Raw genomic sequence first — 16,637 nt, forward strand, 5'->3', positions numbered from 1 at the left:
TCTGCGTCTGGCTGAGCCAGCGGTGGGTCAGCTCAGCTGTGGATCACCTGCGGGTCGTATCCCTCGTCGCGCAGGGCCTGCAGGATGAGCTCGGCGTGCTCGGCGCCCTTGGTCTCCATGAAGATCGTGATGGCGACGTCGCCCATGCTGATAGAGCCGCCGATCCGGGTGTGGTCCACCCCGGTGACGTTGGCGTCGTTCTCGGCGATGATCCGGGAGATGGTCGCGAGCGAGCCGGGCCGGTCGTCCAGCATGATCCGCACCTGCAGGAACCGGCCCGCCGCGGAGAGGCCGCGCTGGATCACCTTGAGCATGAGCATCGGATCGATGTTGCCGCCGGAGAGCACGGGGACGGTGACGCCGGGGTTCTCGATGCGCCCCTCCATCAGGGCGGCGACGCCCACGGCGCCGGCGGGCTCGACCACCATCTTCGAGCGCTCCAGCAAGAACACCAGGGCCCGGGCGAGAGCGTCCTCGCTGACCGTCACGACGTCGTCGACCAGTTCCTTGATGATGGAGAACGGGAGCTGACCGGGCCGCCCGACGGCGATGCCGTCCGCGATGGTGGAGACCTTCGTCAACGGCACCAGCGCGTCGGCGGCCAGGGACGGCGGGTAGGCGGCGGCGTTCTCCGCCTGTACCCCGATCACCCGGATCTGCCGGCCGGCTCGCTGCGCCTCGTGCTTGAGGGCGACGGCCATGCCCGCGAGCAGGCCTCCACCGCCCACGCCCACCAGCACCGTCTCGACGTCGGGCACCTGCTCGATGATCTCGAGGCCCACGGTGCCCTGCCCGGCGACCACGTCGACGTTGTCGAAGGGGTGCACGAACACGGCGCCCGTGGCGGAGGCGTAGCGCTGCGCCTCGGCGAGGGCCTCGTCGACGGTCGCACCGTGCAGCACGACCTCCGCGCCGTGGTCCTGGGTGGCCGCGAGCTTCGGCAGGGCGACGCCGAGCGGCATGTAGATCCGGGCCTTGACCCCCAGGTGCTTCGCCGCGACGGCGACGCCCTGGGCGTGGTTGCCGGCGGACGCGGCGACGACGCCGCGGGCCCGCTCGTCCGCGGTGAGCCGAGCCATCCGGGTGTACGCGCCGCGGACCTTGAAGGAACCGGCGCGCTGCAGGTTCTCGCACTTGAGGTACACCGGCGAGCCGGTGATGCGGGCCAGGGCCCGGGAGTGCTGGATCGGGGTGTTCTCGATCAGCCCCGCCTGCAGTCGGCGGGCGGCGATGACGTCCTCGTACCGGACGCCGAGATCGGTCGTGCTGGATCCGCTCACCGATCGGCCCCCCCGTGCGCGGTCGATCCGGCGGCGTCGGGCTCGCCGCGGGGCACGGTCACTGCGCCGGTATCGGCGTCGGCCGCGTCGGGCCCGGTCGCGTTGACCGCGGCGGTCTCGGCGTCCGCGCCGGACCGGCCGTGGATGTCGCGCTGGTGGGACGTGTCGTCGGCGTGCCGCCCGTACCCGTCGGCGTCCGATCCGGCGAGCAGCGGGTCGGTCTCCCACTGCCGTCCCGCCAGGTAGCGGACCACGGTGTTGGCGACGGCGAGCAGCGGGACGGAGAACAGGGCGCCCGCGATACCGGCCACCATCGAGCCACCGGTCACGGCGAGGACGACGGCCAGCGGGTGCAGGGAGACGGCGCGGCCCATGATCAGCGGCTGCAGGATGTGGCCCTCGATCTGCTGGACCAGCAGGACGACGGCGAGCATGATCACGGCCGGCACCGGCCCGAGCGCCACGAGGGCGAGCAGGACGGCGACGCTGCCCGTGACCAGGGCGCCGATGATCGGGATGAACGAGCCGAGGAAGACCAGCACGGCCAGCGGGATGGCCAGAGGCACCTGGATGATCAGGGCCCCGAGGCCGATGCCGATGGCGTCGATCGCGGCGACGAGGATCTGCACGCGGACCCACGAGACCATCGACTGCCAGCCGCGGCGGCCGGCGCCGTCGGCCCCCGGACGGGCGCGGCGCGGCAGCATGCCGACGACGAAGCGCCAGATCCGGTCCCCGTCGAGCAGGAAGAAGATGAGGGAGAAGATCGTCAGCAGCAGACCGGCGGCGACGTGGCCGGCGGTGCTGCCGAGGGAGGCTGCCCCGGAGAGCAGGGTGCCGCTGTTGTCCTGCAGGCTCTGCACGCCCTGCTGGACGTACCGGTCGATCTCGGCGGTGGAGAGCTGCAGGGGGCCGGTCTGCACCCAGCCCATCAGCTGCTCGTATCCCGCGCGGGCCTGGCCCCACAGGGCGGAGATACCGGTGGCGATCTGCCGGCCGACGAGGGTCAGGGCGCCCACGACGACGGCGAGGAAGCCGATCTCGACGATGGCGACGGCGAGCCCCTTCGGCACGCGGTGCCGGTGCAGCAGACGGACCAGCGGGGAGAGGAGGCCCGCGAGCAGGCCGGCGATCATCAGCGGAATGATGAGCACGCTGAAGAAGGCGACCACCCAGGACAGGCCCCAGCCGACCAGCACGATCATGGCCAGGCGCCACGACCAGGCGGCACCGATGCGCAGCGCGTACGGTACCTCGTCGTTGGCGGGCTGGAAGGAGGGGTCCGGCGGTGTCGTGGCCGGCGTCTCGCCGCGGAGTCCACTGAAAAGTCCCATGCACTCCATCTTCGCCCCTCGTGAGCCGGATCGCTCAATTCACGTCGCCCGGTGGACACACGATCGACGCCCGGGCGTGTCGCGCACGGACGGGCGCGTCAGCGGGTCAGACGGCGGATCCCCCACGTGATGGTCAGGTCCTCGCCGGGCGCGAGCCAGCGCAGCCCGTCCCCGGAGTTGAAGGCGTTCGCCGGCGCGGTCATCGGCTCGATCGCGACGGCGAGGCCGAGACCCGGGGTGTCCTCGGTGATGAAGACGTGCGCGTACGTGCACTCGGGCCCGGTCCACAGCTGCACGCCGGAGCCGTCGGGGGCGCGCAGCTCGTGCCGGTGCTGGCCGTCGACCGCGGTCAGGCCCGTGTAGGCGGAGTCGGTGCGCAGCGCCCCGATGCGGACACCGCCGCGCAGGTCGTGCTCGCCGGCGACGGGTTCGGTCCCGGTCGGGATGAGGGTCTGCGGGTCGGCGACGACGCGGGTGGTCGCCTCCACGCGCAGGGTCAACTCGTCCACCGGGACGTCGCCCACGCGCAGGTAGGGGTGCGCCCCGAGGGCGACCGGCGCGGTGCCGGTGCCGCGGTTGGTCAACCGCTGCCGGACGCTGAGCGACCCGTCGTCGGAAACCGCGTAGTGGACCTCGTGGGTCAGGTGGAACGGGTAGCCGTGCTGCGGGTAGATGCCGGCCGAGAGGGTGACGGACTCGGCGCGATGCTCGATCGGCGTGTAACCGGTGTTGCGGAGCAGGCCGTGGCTGGCGTTGCCGCGGGAGGGCTCGGTGATGTCGAGCTGCTGGACCTTCGTGCCGCCGTCGGGCAGCGGCTGCGTCCACCGGCCACCGGCGATCCGGTTGGGCCAGGGGGCGAGGGTGACGCCGGCGGCCCCGGGGGCGATCGCGTCGTCGTCGTACGTCTCGGTCAGGGCCGTGCCGGCGACCTCGAACAGGCGCAGACCGGCGGCGAGCTCGGTGATCACCGCACGGGTGTCGCCGGCGGCGATCTCGAACTGTTCTCCGGTTGCGGGGCGGGTGGGTGCCGTCATGCGCTCACGCTACCGGTCCGCTGCACGTGCAGGAGGAGGGCCTGCTCGGGGTTGAGCACGGGCAGGGTGACGCCGACGGCGGCGAGGGCCGCGCCGCTGATCCCTGGCACCCGGGGAAGCCAGGCCGGGGCACGCCGTTCCTTGACGGTGTGGTCCTCCGCGGCGTGGCCGGCCGCGGGGTCGGTAGGGGCGTGGAAGTCGGGCGGCTCGGGGTGCAGCGGGTCGACCAGCGCGACGTCGTAGAGGGCGCCCGGGTCGAGCCCGGGCAGCGGTTGCGGGCCGGGCGACGCGTCGGGGCTGGTGGCGGTCGCGACCACGGCGTAGAGGGCGCTCCCGGCGTCCGGGGCGACGACGCCGTGGACGGACAGCCCCGTCCCGTCGGTGTCGGCGCGCACCGTGACGCCGCCGTGCAGCAGTGCGCGGTGCTGGCGGTAGAGCCCGATGACGTGCCGCAGCTCGTCCCGCTCGGCCGGGTCGGTGAGGCGGACGTCCCACTCGAGGCCGAGGTGCCCGAAGAGGGCGGTGACGGCGCGGAAGCCGAGGGCGTGCGTCCGGCCCGAGGAGTGCGCCGTGGGCGGCCCGATGTGGGCGCCGACCAGTTCGGGCGGCAGGAGCAGGCCGGTGTAGTGCTGGATGGTCTGCCGTTCGAGGGCGTCGTTGGAGTCCGACGCCCAGACGCGGTCCGTGTGCTCGAGGACGGCCAGGTCCACCCGGGCCCCGCCCGAGGAGCAGCTCTCGATCTCCAGGCCCGGATGCCGGCGCTTCAGCTCGGCCATCAGGGCCAGGCCGGCGGCGGTCTGGGCGCGGGCGGAGGGGCGGCCGGCGTGGCCGAGTTCGGTGTGGTCCCGGTTCTGGTCCCACTTCAGGTAGGCGATGGGGTACTCCGTGAGCAGGGCGTCCAGCGCCCCGAGGACGTGGGCGTAGGCGTCCGGGTTCACCAGGTCGAGCACCTGCTCCTGGCGCCAGGATGCGGGCATCCGGCCGTGTCCGGGGCCGGAGATCCAGTCCGGATGGGCGCGGGCGAGGTCGGAGTCGGGGCTGATCATCTCCGGCTCGACCCACAGGCCGAACTCGAGGCCGAGCCCGGTGACGTGCTCGATCAGCGAGCCGAGCCCGTCGGGCCAGGCCTCCGGGTCGACCCACCAGTCGCCGAGACCCGCCCGGTCGTGCCGCCGGTGGCCGAACCAGCCGTCGTCGAGCACGAATCGTTCGACGCCGATGTCCGCGGCAACGTCGGCGAGCTCGGTCAGGGCGGTGAGGTCGTGGTCGAAGTAGACGGCCTCCCACGTGTTGAGGATGACGGGGCGGGGCGTCGCGGGATGATTCGGCCGGGCCCGGACCCACCGGTGGAAGGCGGCGGCGATCCCGTCGAGGCCCGCGTCGGCGTAGGCGCCGAACAGCGTCGGCCCCCGGTACTCCTCCCCCGGCGCCAGCTCGATCTCCCCGGCGCCGAGCAGCTCGCCGCCGCCGAGCCGGCGGGAGGGGTCCGGCAGGCGCTCGGCGACCACCTCGGTGTCCCCGCTCGCGGCCAGGTGCACGGCCCACACCCGGCCGGAGCGGTGGGCGAAGCCCTCGTCTCCGGCGCAGAGGACGGTGGGGGCGTCGTGTCCCGTGCGGCCGTGCCGGCCGGCGCGGACCCAGGCACCCTGCGCGAACGGAAGCCGTTGCGGGTGGCGCTCGCGGGTCCAGGTGCCGGTCAGGTCCATCAGTTCGCGGGCCGCCGCCCCCACCGGCAGGCTCACCTCGAGGCCGGCCAGCTGGTACGGGGTGGCGCCGGTGTTGCGCACGGTCGCCGTCACGCGGACGACGCCGGTGACACTGAGCTCCAGGTGCCAGGCCAGGGCGAGGCCGGCGGCCTCGTCGGCCAGGTCCAGCCGGACGGTCCCGCCGCAGCCCCCGCCGTTTCCCGTATTCCCGCCGTCGGGCACGTGCACGCGAGCCTCGACCAGTCGCCAGCGCGGAGAGAAGTCCGCACCGCCTCGGCTGCCGCGCAGTGCGGCCCGTCCCCGCCACCCGTCGGCGGCCGCGGGCACGACCGGCGGCGCAACGGGGTCGTCCCAGCCCGAGTGCGTGACCGGCGGGGAGAACGCCACGGCCGGCGGCGGCGTCGGGCCGAGGTCCGCGCCCCAGTGCAGGAACGCGGGCGCCCGGCGGGGGCGGTGCTGGTCGGGAGGGCCGGGGTCGGGGTGCGGCAGGTCCAGCAGGACGCTGACGCCGGCGGCCCGCAGATACACGGAGTCGGACGCAGCGTCGGACATGGAGCCGGATCCAGCGCCGGACGGCGATGCCGGGGTGGGGAGGGTCATGCGGTCCTTTCGGGGCCGGGGTGGGGCACGGTCAGCGCGCCGTGAGGAACTCGACGGTGAAGGTCGCCTCGTGCAGGACGAGCCGGTGCTCGGGTTCGACGTCGACGCCGCAGGAGCGGCTGCCGATGCCGTGCTGGGCGACGTCGAGGTGCAGGTGCAGCACGTCCGAGTCGGGCAGCTCGTGCGGGTGGTCGGCGGCGGCGAGCTGGGCCGGGGTGTGTCGCTGGACGTTGACGTTCAGCCAGCCGTCGACGGAGTCCGCGGCGTGCACCCGCACGGTCAGGACCGCCGGCGCGTCCTGCCCGGCCCGCAGCTGGAGCCAGCGCACGCCGCGGCGGTTGCCGTTCTCCTGCGGGGACGGGTAGCTCGTGATGAACTCGTCCACGGCCAGCCGGTGCCGGCCGACGCGCGCACCGATCGCCGTGTCCGCGTAGCTCTCCTGCGGGCCGGGCCCGAACCACTGCACGGTATCGATCGGTGCGGCATCCGCAGCAGCGCCCAGCACCGCCGGCAGCGTCAGCACGATGCCCTCGCGCGCGGCGGCCAGCGGGTGCTCGGCGGCGCTGCCCTCGGGGGTGATCGTGACCGTCAGCGCGACCCCGCCCGGCGTCGGCCGCCACGTCGTCGTCAACCGTGCCGCGGCGTCGCCCGCCGGCTCGCCCCACCGTTCGACGCGGGTCAGGGCTCCGTCGCGGTCGTCCCTGTCCAGGCCGCGGACGTCGACGGTGCGTCGCTGCCAGTCCCCCAGCCGGTGCTCCGCCCACGGCTGCGCGGCGGCGACCGGCACGAGGTCGGTACCCGCGTCGGCATCCCAGTCGAAGCCGGGCCGGTCGATGCGGCGGGTGTCCCGCGTCGGCTCGATGGTGCCACGGTCGTTGTCGGTCGGTGCGCGGTCCAGGCACAGCGCCAGCCCCAGCAGGGGGATGCTGCCGAGGGAGGACGGCTCTCCGGTCGCGGTGAACGCCGCAATCCCGACCTGCCGGACGTCCTCGACGCCGTCGGCCGCGTCCGGTACCGCGCTGCCCGGTGCCGCGGGGACGGCCGGTGCGGGGCCGGGCGGCGGGCCGGCGAGCCGGCTCTGCCCGACCGCGACGACGTGCCCGGCCGGTGCCCAGGGAGTGTCCGCGGCGAGCGCCGCCGTCACCACGAGCCAGCTCTCCGGGCGCACCGCGACCGGGTCGGCCGGGTCGGTCCCGTCCCCCGGGCCGTCGCCGGCGACGCCGGCCCTGTGCCGGGTCCGCACGGTCAACTCGGGCAGGGTCAGATCGGGGACGGCGGCGATGCCCGTCTCGCCGGCCGGCACGGGCGGCAACGGCAGCTCACCGTCGGCGATGGCGACGCCGTCCACCTCGCGGCGCCAGGTGAAGCGCAGGTAGCCGGTGTCCACAGCGGTGTTGCGGTTGCGCACCGTGACCCGCCCGTCGTCGCCGACGGTGATCCTGACCGGCTCGAACGTCGCCCGGATGTCCAGCAGCGCCGGGCTGGGCGTGCCGTCGGGGAAGCAGACGCCGTCCAGGACGAAGGTGCCGTCGTGGATCGGCTCACCGAAGTCCCCACCGTGGGCGTGATAGGGCGTGCCGTCGGGGGTGGCGGTGGCGATGCCGTGGTCCTTCCACTCCCAGATGAAGCCGCCGGCGCACCGCGGGTGCCGGTCGATCAGCTGCTCGTACCGGGCCAGGCCGCCGGGGCCATTGCCCATCGCGTGGCCGTACTCGCACAGCACGAAGGGGCGGGTGGCGAGCCGTTCCTGGCGGTCGTCGGGCACGCTGGGCACCAGATCCCCGGCGAGGAGGTGCTCGCACTCGCGGTACGTCGGGTACATCCGGGAGTAGACGTCGGTGTAGGCGGACTCCCGGTCCCCCTCGTAGTGCACGGGTAGCGGGCAGCCGCGTTCCTTCAACCACGCGGTCATGGCGGCGAGGTTGGCCCCGGTGCCGGACTCGTTGCCGAGCGAGACCATCACGACGCACGGGTGGTTCTTGTCGCGCTCCCAGGTCCGGGCGATCCGGTCCAGGTACGCGTCACGCCAGGCCGGGTCGTCGCTGGGGTTGCGCCGCCACTGCTGGTGCACGAAGCCGTGCGTCTCCAGGTCGCACTCGTCGATCACCCACAGGCCGAGCTCGTCGGCCAGTTCCAGCAGGTGGTGGGCGGGTGGGTAGTGACTGGTGCGGATGGCGTTGATGTTGTGCCGCTTCATCCGGATCAGCTCGGTGCGCGTGAACTCCTCGGTCACGGCCCGCCCCGTCTCGGGGTGGAACTCGTGCCGGTTGACGCCGCGCAGCCGCACGCGCCGGCCGTTGGCCAGCAGCACGGCGTCGCGGATCTCGATGCGCCGGAACCCGGTCCGAAGAGTCACCGTCTCCCCCGGCGCCTCGACGCGCACGGTCCAGCGGCGCGGCGCGTCGTCGGACCACGGGTCCACCGGGCCGACCTCGATCCGCTGCCGGTGGGCGCCGACCGTGACGTCGACGCCGAGCTCGGGCAGGTGCAGCCGCACCGGGAACGCGTCCTCCGGGGCGGTGACGGTGACGTCGAGGATGCCGGTGCCGGCCTCGGGGTCCCGGTCCGCGGCGAGGTCCACGTCGTCGATGCCGGCCTGCGGACGCAGCCGCAGGGTCACGGGGCGGAAGATGCCGGGCAGCCACCACTGGTCCTGGTCCTCCAGGTAGCTGGCGGCGCTGAACCGGTGGACGCGGACCTGCAGGACGTTGATGCCGGGGTGCACGTGTGGGGCGACGTCGAACTCGTGCACCAGGCGGCTGCCGGTGGCCCAGCCGACCGGGCTGCCGTTGACCCACACGGCGTACGCGCCGTCCACCCCGTCGAACCGCACCAGCAGCGCCCGGGCGTCCTGCCACCCGCGCAGGGGGTGCTCCGTGTCCTCTCCTCCGTCGTCAGGTCCCGGCAGGGTGAACTCGACGCGGTGGTCGCCGACGGCGCTGTCGTCGGGCACGAACGGCGGGTCGACCGGGAACGGGTAGTTGACGTTGGTGTACCAGGGCGCGCCCCACGGGCCGCGCCCGGCCGGCTCGCCGCCCTGGAGCACCCAGTGCCCGGGCACCTTCACCCGGTCCGGGTAGGCGTGGCCGGGCTCGGCGTGTTCGCCGGGCATGGCGGGCGCGTCGGTGCGGTGCGCGGTCCAGCGGAACTGCCAGTCCCCGTCCAGGGAGACGCTGGGCGCGGTGCTCTCGAGCGCGGCGGCCGGTGAGAGGGCGCCGGCGCCAGGCGCGGTGCTGTGCTCCCAGCCGTCCGGCAACAGCTCGACGCCCGTCGTCGTCTCGGCCGTCACTTGTTGGCGCCCAGCGTCAGGCCGGACACGAAGTGCTTCTGCAGCAGCACGTAGATCAACACGGTCGGCAGCGCGACGAGGATCGCCCCGGCGGCGATGAGGTTGTTGTCGGTGAAGAAGTTGCCTTTGAGGTTGTTCAGCGCCGTCGTCACCGGCATCAGGGAGCCGTCGCGCAGCAGCACGAGGGCCCAGAAGAAGTCGTTGTAGATCCACGCGAACTCGAGGGTGGCCAGGGCCGCGAGCGCCGGCCGGGTCAGCGGCAGGATCACGCTCGTGTACTGCCGCCACACGCTCGCGCCGTCCACCAGGGCCGCCTCGGTCAGCTCGTGCGGCAGCGTGCGCATGAAGTTGGACAGCACGAACACGCAGAAGCCCATCTGGAACGCGACGTTGATCAGCACGATGCCGACCTGCGTGTTGTACAGCCCGAGGTTGAGGAACAGCCGGTACAGCGGGGTGATGATCACCTGCTGCGGCAGCAGGTTCGCCGCGGTGAAGAACATCAGCAGCCCGATGTTCAGGGCGAAGCTGAAGCGGGAGAGCACGAACGCGGCGGCGGAGGCGAGCAGCAGCACGATGATCACCGCGGGGACGGCGATCAGCAGGGAGTTGAGGAAGAACCGCGGCATCTGGCCCTGGTTCCACGCCGTGATGTAGTTCTGCAGCGTCAGCGTCGTGGGCAGCGACACGTAGCCCTTCGTCGCGGTCTCGGAGTAGGGACGCAGCGACGTGTACAGCGCCCACAGCAGCGGGATCAGCCACAGCACGGCGCAGACGATGAGGAAGACGTGCAGGACGACGCGGGCCGGCCGCAGCGGCCTGCGGTGTTCCGCCCCGGCGGGGCGGGTGGTCTCGTCCCGTGCGGGACGGCGGCTGTTCGCCGGCGTGGTCGTGGCCGTGCTCATCGGACGTCCTCCTTCCGGAAGTTCTGGTACAGGTACGTGATGATGAAGGCCAGCGAGATCACGAGCAGGATCACCGCGAGCGCCGAGCCGAAACCGATGCGGCTGGCCTCGCCGAGGATGTTGTTGGTGATCAGCACGGAGAGCAGCTCGAGGCCGTTGGTGCCCTTGTTGACGATGTAGACGATGTCGAAGGCCCGCAGCCCCTCGATCACGGTCACGACGAGGACGACGATGTTGATCGGCTTGAGCGTGGGGAAGACGACCCGGAAGAAGGACTGGGTCTCGGTCGCGCCGTCGAGCGCGGCGGCCTCCTTGATCTCGGTGTCCACGCCCTTCAGCCCCGCCAGGTAGAGCACCATGATGTAGCCGACGTGGCGCCAGCCGGCAGCCACCAGCACCGCGGGCAGGTTGATGGAACTGTCGCCGAGCCAGTTGACGTCCGCCCCGGTGAGCTGGTTGATCAGCCCCTGGTCCTGGGAGTAGATCAGCTGCCAGATGAACCCGACGAGCGCCAGAGACAGCACCACCGGCAGGTAGAACACGCTCTGGTAGATGCGGGTGCCGCGGATCTCCTTGTCGAGCATGACGGCGAGCAGCAGCCCGAGCGGCGTCGCGATCAGCAGCAGGAACAGCAGCCACAGGACGTTGTGGCTGACCGCGGGCCAGAACGGCGGGTAGATGGTGGCGACCTGCTCGTAGTTGCGGGTGCCGATGAACCGCGGCGGGGTGACCCCGTTCCAGGTGGTGAACGAGAGCACGATCGACGCGATCGAGGGCCCCCAGATCAGGGCGGCCACCAGCAGGGCCGGGATGCCGACCATGACGGTGAGGACGATCCGGTCGACCACCGTCAGACGGCGGACCTTCCGGACCGGGCCGGCGGCGGGACCGCGACGAGCCCGGCGGCCGGGCCGGGTGGTCCTCGCGGGTCGGAGGGTGGTGGTCACGATGGTGCCTTCCTGCTCACGGGCCGCGGGGCCGGCTGCGCCATCGTCGGATCGCTGCGACCGGCCCCGTGGTCTGTCCGGCTCATCCGGCGAAGATGGCCTTCTTCTGCTCCTCGATGCTGCTCACCAGCGGGTTGATGTCCTTCGGGTTCTGGATGAACTTCTGGATCGACGGGATCATCACGGTCGACGCGAAGTCGGGGCGGGTGTCCCGATCCATGAACTGGGCGATGTGCTTGGCGGAGGAGACGACCTCGACGGCCTTCTTCTGCAGTGCCGTGTACCCGGAGGTGTCGAAGTCCTTGGCGGCCCCGACGATCGACTTGTCCGTCTGGACGTTGATCTTCTCTGCGTCCTTTGTGCCGAGGAACTTGAGGAACTCGAGCGCGCCGTTGGCGTTCTTGGCCTTCGAGGACATCATGAAGCCGTCGATCGGGGCGTCGATCGAGTCGGTGCCGTTCTCGTCGTTGATCTTCGGGAAGGTGAAGAAGTCCAGGTCGTCCAGGTCGGCCGAGGAGGAGCCCGGTGTCTGGAACTGCTGGGCCACGAACAGGCCGAGCAGGTAGGTGCCGGTCTTCTTCTGCTGCAGGCCCTGCGCGGCCTCCTGCCAGGTGCGGCCGAGCGAGCCGGACTGGTGGTACGGCAACAGGGTGCCCCAGGTGTTGAAGACCTCCTTGACCCGGTCCTGGTCCCAGGACTCCTTGCCGCCCATCAGGTCGACGTGGAACTGGTAGCCGTTCAGGCGCATGTTGAGGATGTCGAACGTGCCCATGGCCGGCCAGCCGTCCTTGTCGGCGAACCCGATGGGCGTCAGGCCGTCGCTCTTCATGCCCTTGGCCAGGTCGACGTACTCGGTCAGGGTGGTGGGGACCTTGTAGCCCTTCGACTCGAAGACCGACTTCCGGTAGAAGACCGCCCACGGGTAGTAGGTGAACGGCACGAAGTACTGCTTGCCGTCCGTGGCCGTCGCGGCCTGCTTGAACGAGTCGTTGAACGAGCCGCCGATGGACTCCCACACGCTGGAGATATCGGCCGCGAGGCCCTGGTCGGCGAAGAACTTCATCCGGAAGCCGGAGAACCAGGTGAACACGTCGTCCGGAGCACCCTGCAGGTAGCTGTTGATCGACTCCTGGAAGGTGTTGTGGTCGACCGTGTTGACGTTCACCTTGAGGCCGCTGTTGGCCTTGGTGAAGGCGTCCACCACCTTCTGGTAGGCGGCCTTCGGCACGGCGTCCGACTGGTTCGAGCCGAAGCTGACGGTGCCCGTCGCGGCGCCCGACGTGGTGGCCGGCGCGGTGGTCGAGGTTCCGCCGCACGCGGTCAGCAGGCCGAGGGCCGACAGGCCGAGCGCTCCCCCGAGCACGGAGCGGCGGGACAGGTCGACCCGGGCGAGCGGGTTGACCGACGACGGCGACGGGGACAGGGGCCGCGCGGAGGCGGGCCGATCGAAGATTCCCATGACGACTCCTCGGGGTTGGGCTGGACGGGGACGGCGACGTCGTCTCGCCGGCCGGTGGCCCCGAGATCGCGTACCGGAACCCGGTCACCCAATCCAACAGAAACCACCATGTTTCGACGTTGGAAAGAATGTGCCAGACATCACAGACTGTGTCAACGACCGATTTGCGCATCGGCTGGTGACCAGCGAAGATAAGACAGCTGACGATTCAGCGGCGTCCCGGACCACGATGTTCGAAAGTGTTGACATCGGTATCGGCGGCGGGGCACGCTGACACACGACCACGGCGCTCGTCCTCGCGCTCCGGCGTCGTCGTCCCGTCAGCTCCGCCCGTCCCGCCGTCAGCCACCAGCCCGCCGAGGAGGTCCCGTGCTCGCCGCCCAGCGTCAGCAGGCCATCGTCGATCGGCTGCAGGCCGAGGGCGTGGTCCGGGTGACCGATCTCGTGCACGCCTTCGACGTCTCGGACATGACCGTCCGCCGGGACCTGGACGCCCTCGCGCGGCGCGGCCTGCTGATCAAGGTGCACGGCGGTGCCACCCTGCGCAGCTCGCCGACCTCGGAGGAGCCCGGTTTCGCCGCCAAGGCCGCGCGCGACGGCGCCGAGAAGGCCGCGATCGCGGCGGCCGCCGTCGAGCTGATCGAGCCCGGCATGGCCATCGCCCTGAACTCGGGCACCACCACCCACGCCCTGGCGCAGCTGCTCGCCCCGATCCCCGACCTGACTGTCGTCACCAACTCCCCGCGCGTCGCCGAGGTGCTCTGGAGCTTCGACACGTCGGTCACCGGCCGGCCCGGGCCGACCGTCATCGCCACCGGCGGGGTCCGCACCCCCTCCGACGCCCTCGTCGGGCCCCTCGCGGTGCACGCGCTGAGCACCCTGAACGTCGACGTGTGCTTCATGGGGGTGCACGGCATCTCCCTGGAACGCGGCATCACCACCCCGAACCTGCTGGAAGCGGAGACCAACCAGCAGATGCTCGAGTCCGCCTCACGGCTGTGCGTGCTCGCGGACCACACCAAGTTCGGCCTGTCCGGGCTCAGCCGCATCGCCGGCCTCGAGGAGGTCCAGACCCTGATCACCGACGAGGCCATGAGCCCCTCCGCCGTCGACCTGCTCCGCGGCTACATCGACGAGGTGGTCCTCGCGCCCCTCGGTGCGCCCGCCCAAGGGGTCGGCACGTGAGCGCCCGGCCCGTGCCCGGACGGCTGGCCGACGACCGGGAGATCCTCTACTTCTTCGACGACGAGGCCCGCGCGTCCTCGTTCACCCCGCCGGCGGACCCGCGGCCCCTGCCGCCCCGTCCAGAGCCGGGCGAACTGCGCTTCGACGAGCTGAGCGGCGAGTGGACCGCGATCGCCGCGCACCGGCAGACCCGCACCTACCTGCCGCCGGCCGATCAGTGCCCCCTGTGCCCCTCGGGCCACGCCGGGGCCGACGGCACCCGCCGTGAGTCGGAGATCCCGGCGGCCGACTACGACGTCGTCGTCTTCGAGAACCGCTTCCCCTCGCTCGGCCCCATCGCGGGCGCGATCCCGGCACACCCCCACTGGGGTGAGCCCGTCCCGGCCACCGGCCGCTGCGAGGTCGTCGCCTTCACCTCAGAGCACACCGGCTCCTTCGCGACCCTGCCGTTGCGGCGGGCGCGGACCGTGCTGGACGCCTGGGCCGAGCGGACCGCGGCGCTCTCGGCCCTGCCCGGCATCGCCCAGGTGTTCGTGTTCGAGAACCGGGGCGCGCAGATCGGCGTCACCCTGCACCACCCGCACGGGCAGATCTACGCCTACCCGTACGTCACCCCGCGCGGGGCGCTGCTCGGCGAACGCGCCGCAGCCCACCTGGAGTCGACCGGCACCCTGCTGGGCGAGCGCCTGCTCCTGGCCGAGCAGCGGGAGGGGTCCCGTGTCATCACCATGGGTGAGCACTTCACGTCCTACGTGCCGTGGGCGGCCCGCTGGCCGCTCGAGGTGCACATCTCCGCGCACCGGCACGTCGGCCGCCTTGACGAGCTGACCGACGCCGAACGGGAGGACGCCGCGCGCGTCTACCTGGACACGCTCAACCGGCTGGACCACCTCTACGACTCCCCCACCCCGTACATCGCGGCGTGGAACCAGGCGCCGGCGGACCCGCGGCTGCGAGCGGCGTCCTGGCTGCATCTGCAGGTGACCTCGCCGCGACGGGCGGCCGACAAGTTGAAGTTCCTCGCCGGGTCGGAGGCCGCGATGGGCGCGTTCATCAACGACACCGTTCCCGAGCAGGTGGCCGAGCGGCTCCGTTCGGTCTCCGGCGAGCCGACGGCTCCTGCACCCGCGCCGGCGTCCGCGGCAGTGTCCGTACCGACGTCCGCCGCGGCCTCCGCGGCCCGGGCGTCCGCCCCGGATCCGGTGGTCGACCGGTGAGCGCGGTGGACGCCGGCCGCCTGGCGGCGGAGTTCCGCGCCGTCTTCGGGGGCGATGCCCCGGACGGACTGTTCACCGCCCCCGGCCGGGTGAACCTGATCGGCGAGCACACGGACTACACCGGCGGGTTCGTCCTCCCCTTCGCGATCGACGCGGCCACGACCGCGGCGATCGCGCTGAACGACTCGGGGCGGCTGCGGCTGGCCTCCCGGTCCCAGGACGGCGTCGTCGAGATTGACCTCGCGTCCCTCGCTCCCGGCGCGGTCGAGGGCTGGGCCGCCTACCCGGCCGGTGTCGTGTGGGCGCTCGGCGAGCGGGGCGTCACGATCGAGGGCGCGGACATCCTGGTCGACTCGACCGTGCCCACCGGATCGGGACTCTCCTCCTCCGCGGCCCTGGAGTGCTCGGTCGCCGTCGGGCTCCGCGACCTGACCGGGTCCTCGATCGGGCTGGACGAGCTGGTCCTGGCCTGTCAGCGAGCCGAGAACGAGATGGCCGGAGCCCCGACCGGCATCATGGACCAGACCGCGTCCCTGCGCGGCGCCGCCGGGCACGCCGTCTTCCTCGACACCCGCGACCAGCACAGCGAGACGGTCCCGCTGCCCCTGACCGAGCACGGGCTCGTGCTGCTGGTGATCGACACGCACGTGAAGCACGAGCACGCCACCGGGGGTTACGCGGACCGGCGGCGGTCCACCGAGCTCGCCCGGGACACGCTGGGCGTCGGGGCCCTGCGGGACGTCACCGTGGCCGACCTGGGTGACGCGGAGCGCCGGCTGGACGAGGTGACGTTCCGGCGGCTGCGGCACATCGTCACCGAGAACCAGCGGGTCCTCGACACCGTGCAGACCCTGCGCTCCTCCTCCCCCGCTGAGATCGGCCCCCTGCTGGACGCCAGCCACGCGTCGATGCGGGACGACTTCGAGATCAGCTGCACCGAGCTGGACACCGCCGTGGCGGCGGCCCGGACGGCCGGTGCATACGGGGCCCGGATGACCGGCGGCGGCTTCGGCGGCTCGGCCATCGCCCTGGTGCGCTCCGCCGACGTCGAGCGTGTGTCGGTCGCGGTGCGCGAGGCGTTCGACGCCGCCGGGTGCGCCGCGCCGGACATCTTTCCGGTCGAACCGGCCGACGGAGCCCGCCGCATCGGCTGAGGGCACCGCTCGCGTCGGCCGCGGCGCCCGGCGGCCTACCGGTGCAGGTTCTCTACCGGTGCAGGTCCCGGTCGAGGCCGAGTCCGTCCACCATCCGGCTGAGCAGTCCGGTCAACAGGTCCCGGTCGTCGGACGAGAGTGCCGCCGTCAGTTCGTCGTCGAGCCCCCTGGCCACCCCGCCGAGCGCGGCCAGGACGGCCGATCCCGCGGGTGTGAGCCGCAGCGCGTAGGTGCGCCGGTCGGTGGCGCTGCGTTCGCGGGCGAGCAGGCCGCGGTCCTCGAGCCCGTCCACGAGCGGAACCATCCGGCTGGGCACGACGCCGGCGGAGCGGGCGACCTCACGCTGGCTGGACCCCGGTTGGCGACCCACCAGACGCAGGACCCCGGCCTCGGACGGGCTCACGCCGGCGTCCCGAGCACCCGCGGCGAAGCGGTCGGCGGCCACCGACCCCAGCTGGGACAGGAGGAAGGGGACACGGGACGGATGGTCGGTCATGCGCCCACATTACGTCATTGACAGACTGATT

The 16,637-nt window shown here is 72.4% G+C and carries 12 protein-coding genes; 3 read left to right on the forward strand and 9 right to left on the reverse strand.

Annotated features, from left to right (window positions below):
• Positions 1-32: 32 nt before the first annotated feature.
• The 8 genes from ilvA to BGP79_RS14485 form a co-directional block, all read right to left on the reverse strand.
• A complete protein-coding gene (ilvA, locus tag BGP79_RS14450; protein WP_076696660.1) occupies positions 33-1,280 on the reverse strand; it encodes a threonine ammonia-lyase in 1,248 nt (415 codons plus the stop codon).
• On the reverse strand, positions 1,277-2,614 hold the full coding sequence (locus BGP79_RS14455; protein ID WP_076696662.1) for an AI-2E family transporter: 1,338 nt from the start codon (positions 2,612-2,614) through the stop codon (positions 1,277-1,279). Before BGP79_RS14455 ends, ilvA begins: the two co-directional genes overlap by 4 nt.
• A 98-nt stretch (positions 2,615-2,712) precedes the next feature.
• Complete coding sequence (locus BGP79_RS14460) at positions 2,713-3,648, reverse strand: aldose 1-epimerase family protein (protein WP_076696664.1); 936 nt, start codon at positions 3,646-3,648, stop codon at positions 2,713-2,715.
• Positions 3,645-5,954: an alpha-galactosidase gene (locus tag BGP79_RS14465; protein ID WP_083701958.1), complete on the reverse strand. Its 2,310-nt coding sequence runs from the start codon at positions 5,952-5,954 to the stop codon at positions 3,645-3,647. The genes BGP79_RS14460 and BGP79_RS14465 overlap by 4 nt, the downstream gene beginning before the upstream one ends.
• A gap of 31 nt (positions 5,955-5,985) precedes the next feature.
• Complete coding sequence (locus BGP79_RS14470; RefSeq protein ID WP_233121565.1) at positions 5,986-9,243, reverse strand: glycoside hydrolase family 2 TIM barrel-domain containing protein; 3,258 nt, start codon at positions 9,241-9,243, stop codon at positions 5,986-5,988.
• Entirely contained in the window at positions 9,240-10,148 is a 909-nt protein-coding gene (locus BGP79_RS14475; protein WP_076696668.1) for a carbohydrate ABC transporter permease, read from the reverse strand. Before BGP79_RS14475 ends, BGP79_RS14470 begins: the two co-directional genes overlap by 4 nt.
• A complete protein-coding gene (locus BGP79_RS14480) occupies positions 10,145-11,095 on the reverse strand; it encodes a carbohydrate ABC transporter permease (RefSeq protein WP_233121567.1) in 951 nt (316 codons plus the stop codon). Before BGP79_RS14480 ends, BGP79_RS14475 begins: the two co-directional genes overlap by 4 nt.
• A gap of 82 nt (positions 11,096-11,177) precedes the next feature.
• A complete protein-coding gene (locus BGP79_RS14485) occupies positions 11,178-12,554 on the reverse strand; it encodes an ABC transporter substrate-binding protein (protein ID WP_076696670.1) in 1,377 nt (458 codons plus the stop codon).
• 369 nt (positions 12,555-12,923) lie between these two features.
• On the opposite strand from BGP79_RS14485, the gene BGP79_RS14490 reads away from it, so the two are divergent.
• The 3 genes from BGP79_RS14490 to galK are packed head-to-tail and all read left to right on the forward strand — an operon-like array spanning position 12,924 to position 16,110.
• On the forward strand, positions 12,924-13,739 hold the full coding sequence (locus BGP79_RS14490; protein ID WP_076696672.1) for a DeoR/GlpR family DNA-binding transcription regulator: 816 nt from the start codon (positions 12,924-12,926) through the stop codon (positions 13,737-13,739).
• Positions 13,736-14,956 (forward strand): galactose-1-phosphate uridylyltransferase, encoded by a 1,221-nt coding sequence (gene galT / locus BGP79_RS14495; protein ID WP_233121570.1) that lies wholly within the window; start codon positions 13,736-13,738, stop codon positions 14,954-14,956. Before BGP79_RS14490 ends, galT begins: the two co-directional genes overlap by 4 nt.
• A complete protein-coding gene (gene galK, locus BGP79_RS14500) occupies positions 14,953-16,110 on the forward strand; it encodes a galactokinase (RefSeq protein ID WP_076696676.1) in 1,158 nt (385 codons plus the stop codon). The genes galT and galK overlap by 4 nt, the downstream gene beginning before the upstream one ends.
• A 52-nt stretch (positions 16,111-16,162) precedes the next feature.
• Here galK and BGP79_RS14505 read toward each other — a convergent pair whose 3' ends face one another.
• On the reverse strand, positions 16,163-16,606 hold the full coding sequence (locus BGP79_RS14505; RefSeq protein ID WP_076696678.1) for a MarR family winged helix-turn-helix transcriptional regulator: 444 nt from the start codon (positions 16,604-16,606) through the stop codon (positions 16,163-16,165).
• Positions 16,607-16,637: the final 31 nt, after the last annotated feature.

The sequence above is a fragment of the Tersicoccus sp. Bi-70 genome (assembly GCF_001968825.1).
GTDB lineage: Bacteria > Actinomycetota > Actinomycetes > Actinomycetales > Micrococcaceae > Tersicoccus.

Excerpts from the sequence above, each read along its gene's own strand:
- BGP79_RS14455 (WP_076696662.1), bottom strand. The coding sequence starts at position 2,614 with ATGGGACTTTTCAGTGGACTCCGCGGCGAGACGCCGGCCACGACACCG.
- BGP79_RS14460 (WP_076696664.1), bottom strand. The coding sequence starts at position 3,648 with ATGACGGCACCCACCCGCCCCGCAACCGGAGAACAGTTCGAGATCGCC.
- BGP79_RS14465 (WP_083701958.1), bottom strand. The coding sequence starts at position 5,954 with ATGACCCTCCCCACCCCGGCATCGCCGTCCGGCGCTGGATCCGGCTCC.
- BGP79_RS14475 (WP_076696668.1), bottom strand. The coding sequence starts at position 10,148 with ATGAGCACGGCCACGACCACGCCGGCGAACAGCCGCCGTCCCGCACGG.
- BGP79_RS14485 (WP_076696670.1), bottom strand. The coding sequence starts at position 12,554 with ATGGGAATCTTCGATCGGCCCGCCTCCGCGCGGCCCCTGTCCCCGTCG.
- BGP79_RS14505 (WP_076696678.1), bottom strand. The coding sequence starts at position 16,606 with ATGACCGACCATCCGTCCCGTGTCCCCTTCCTCCTGTCCCAGCTGGGG.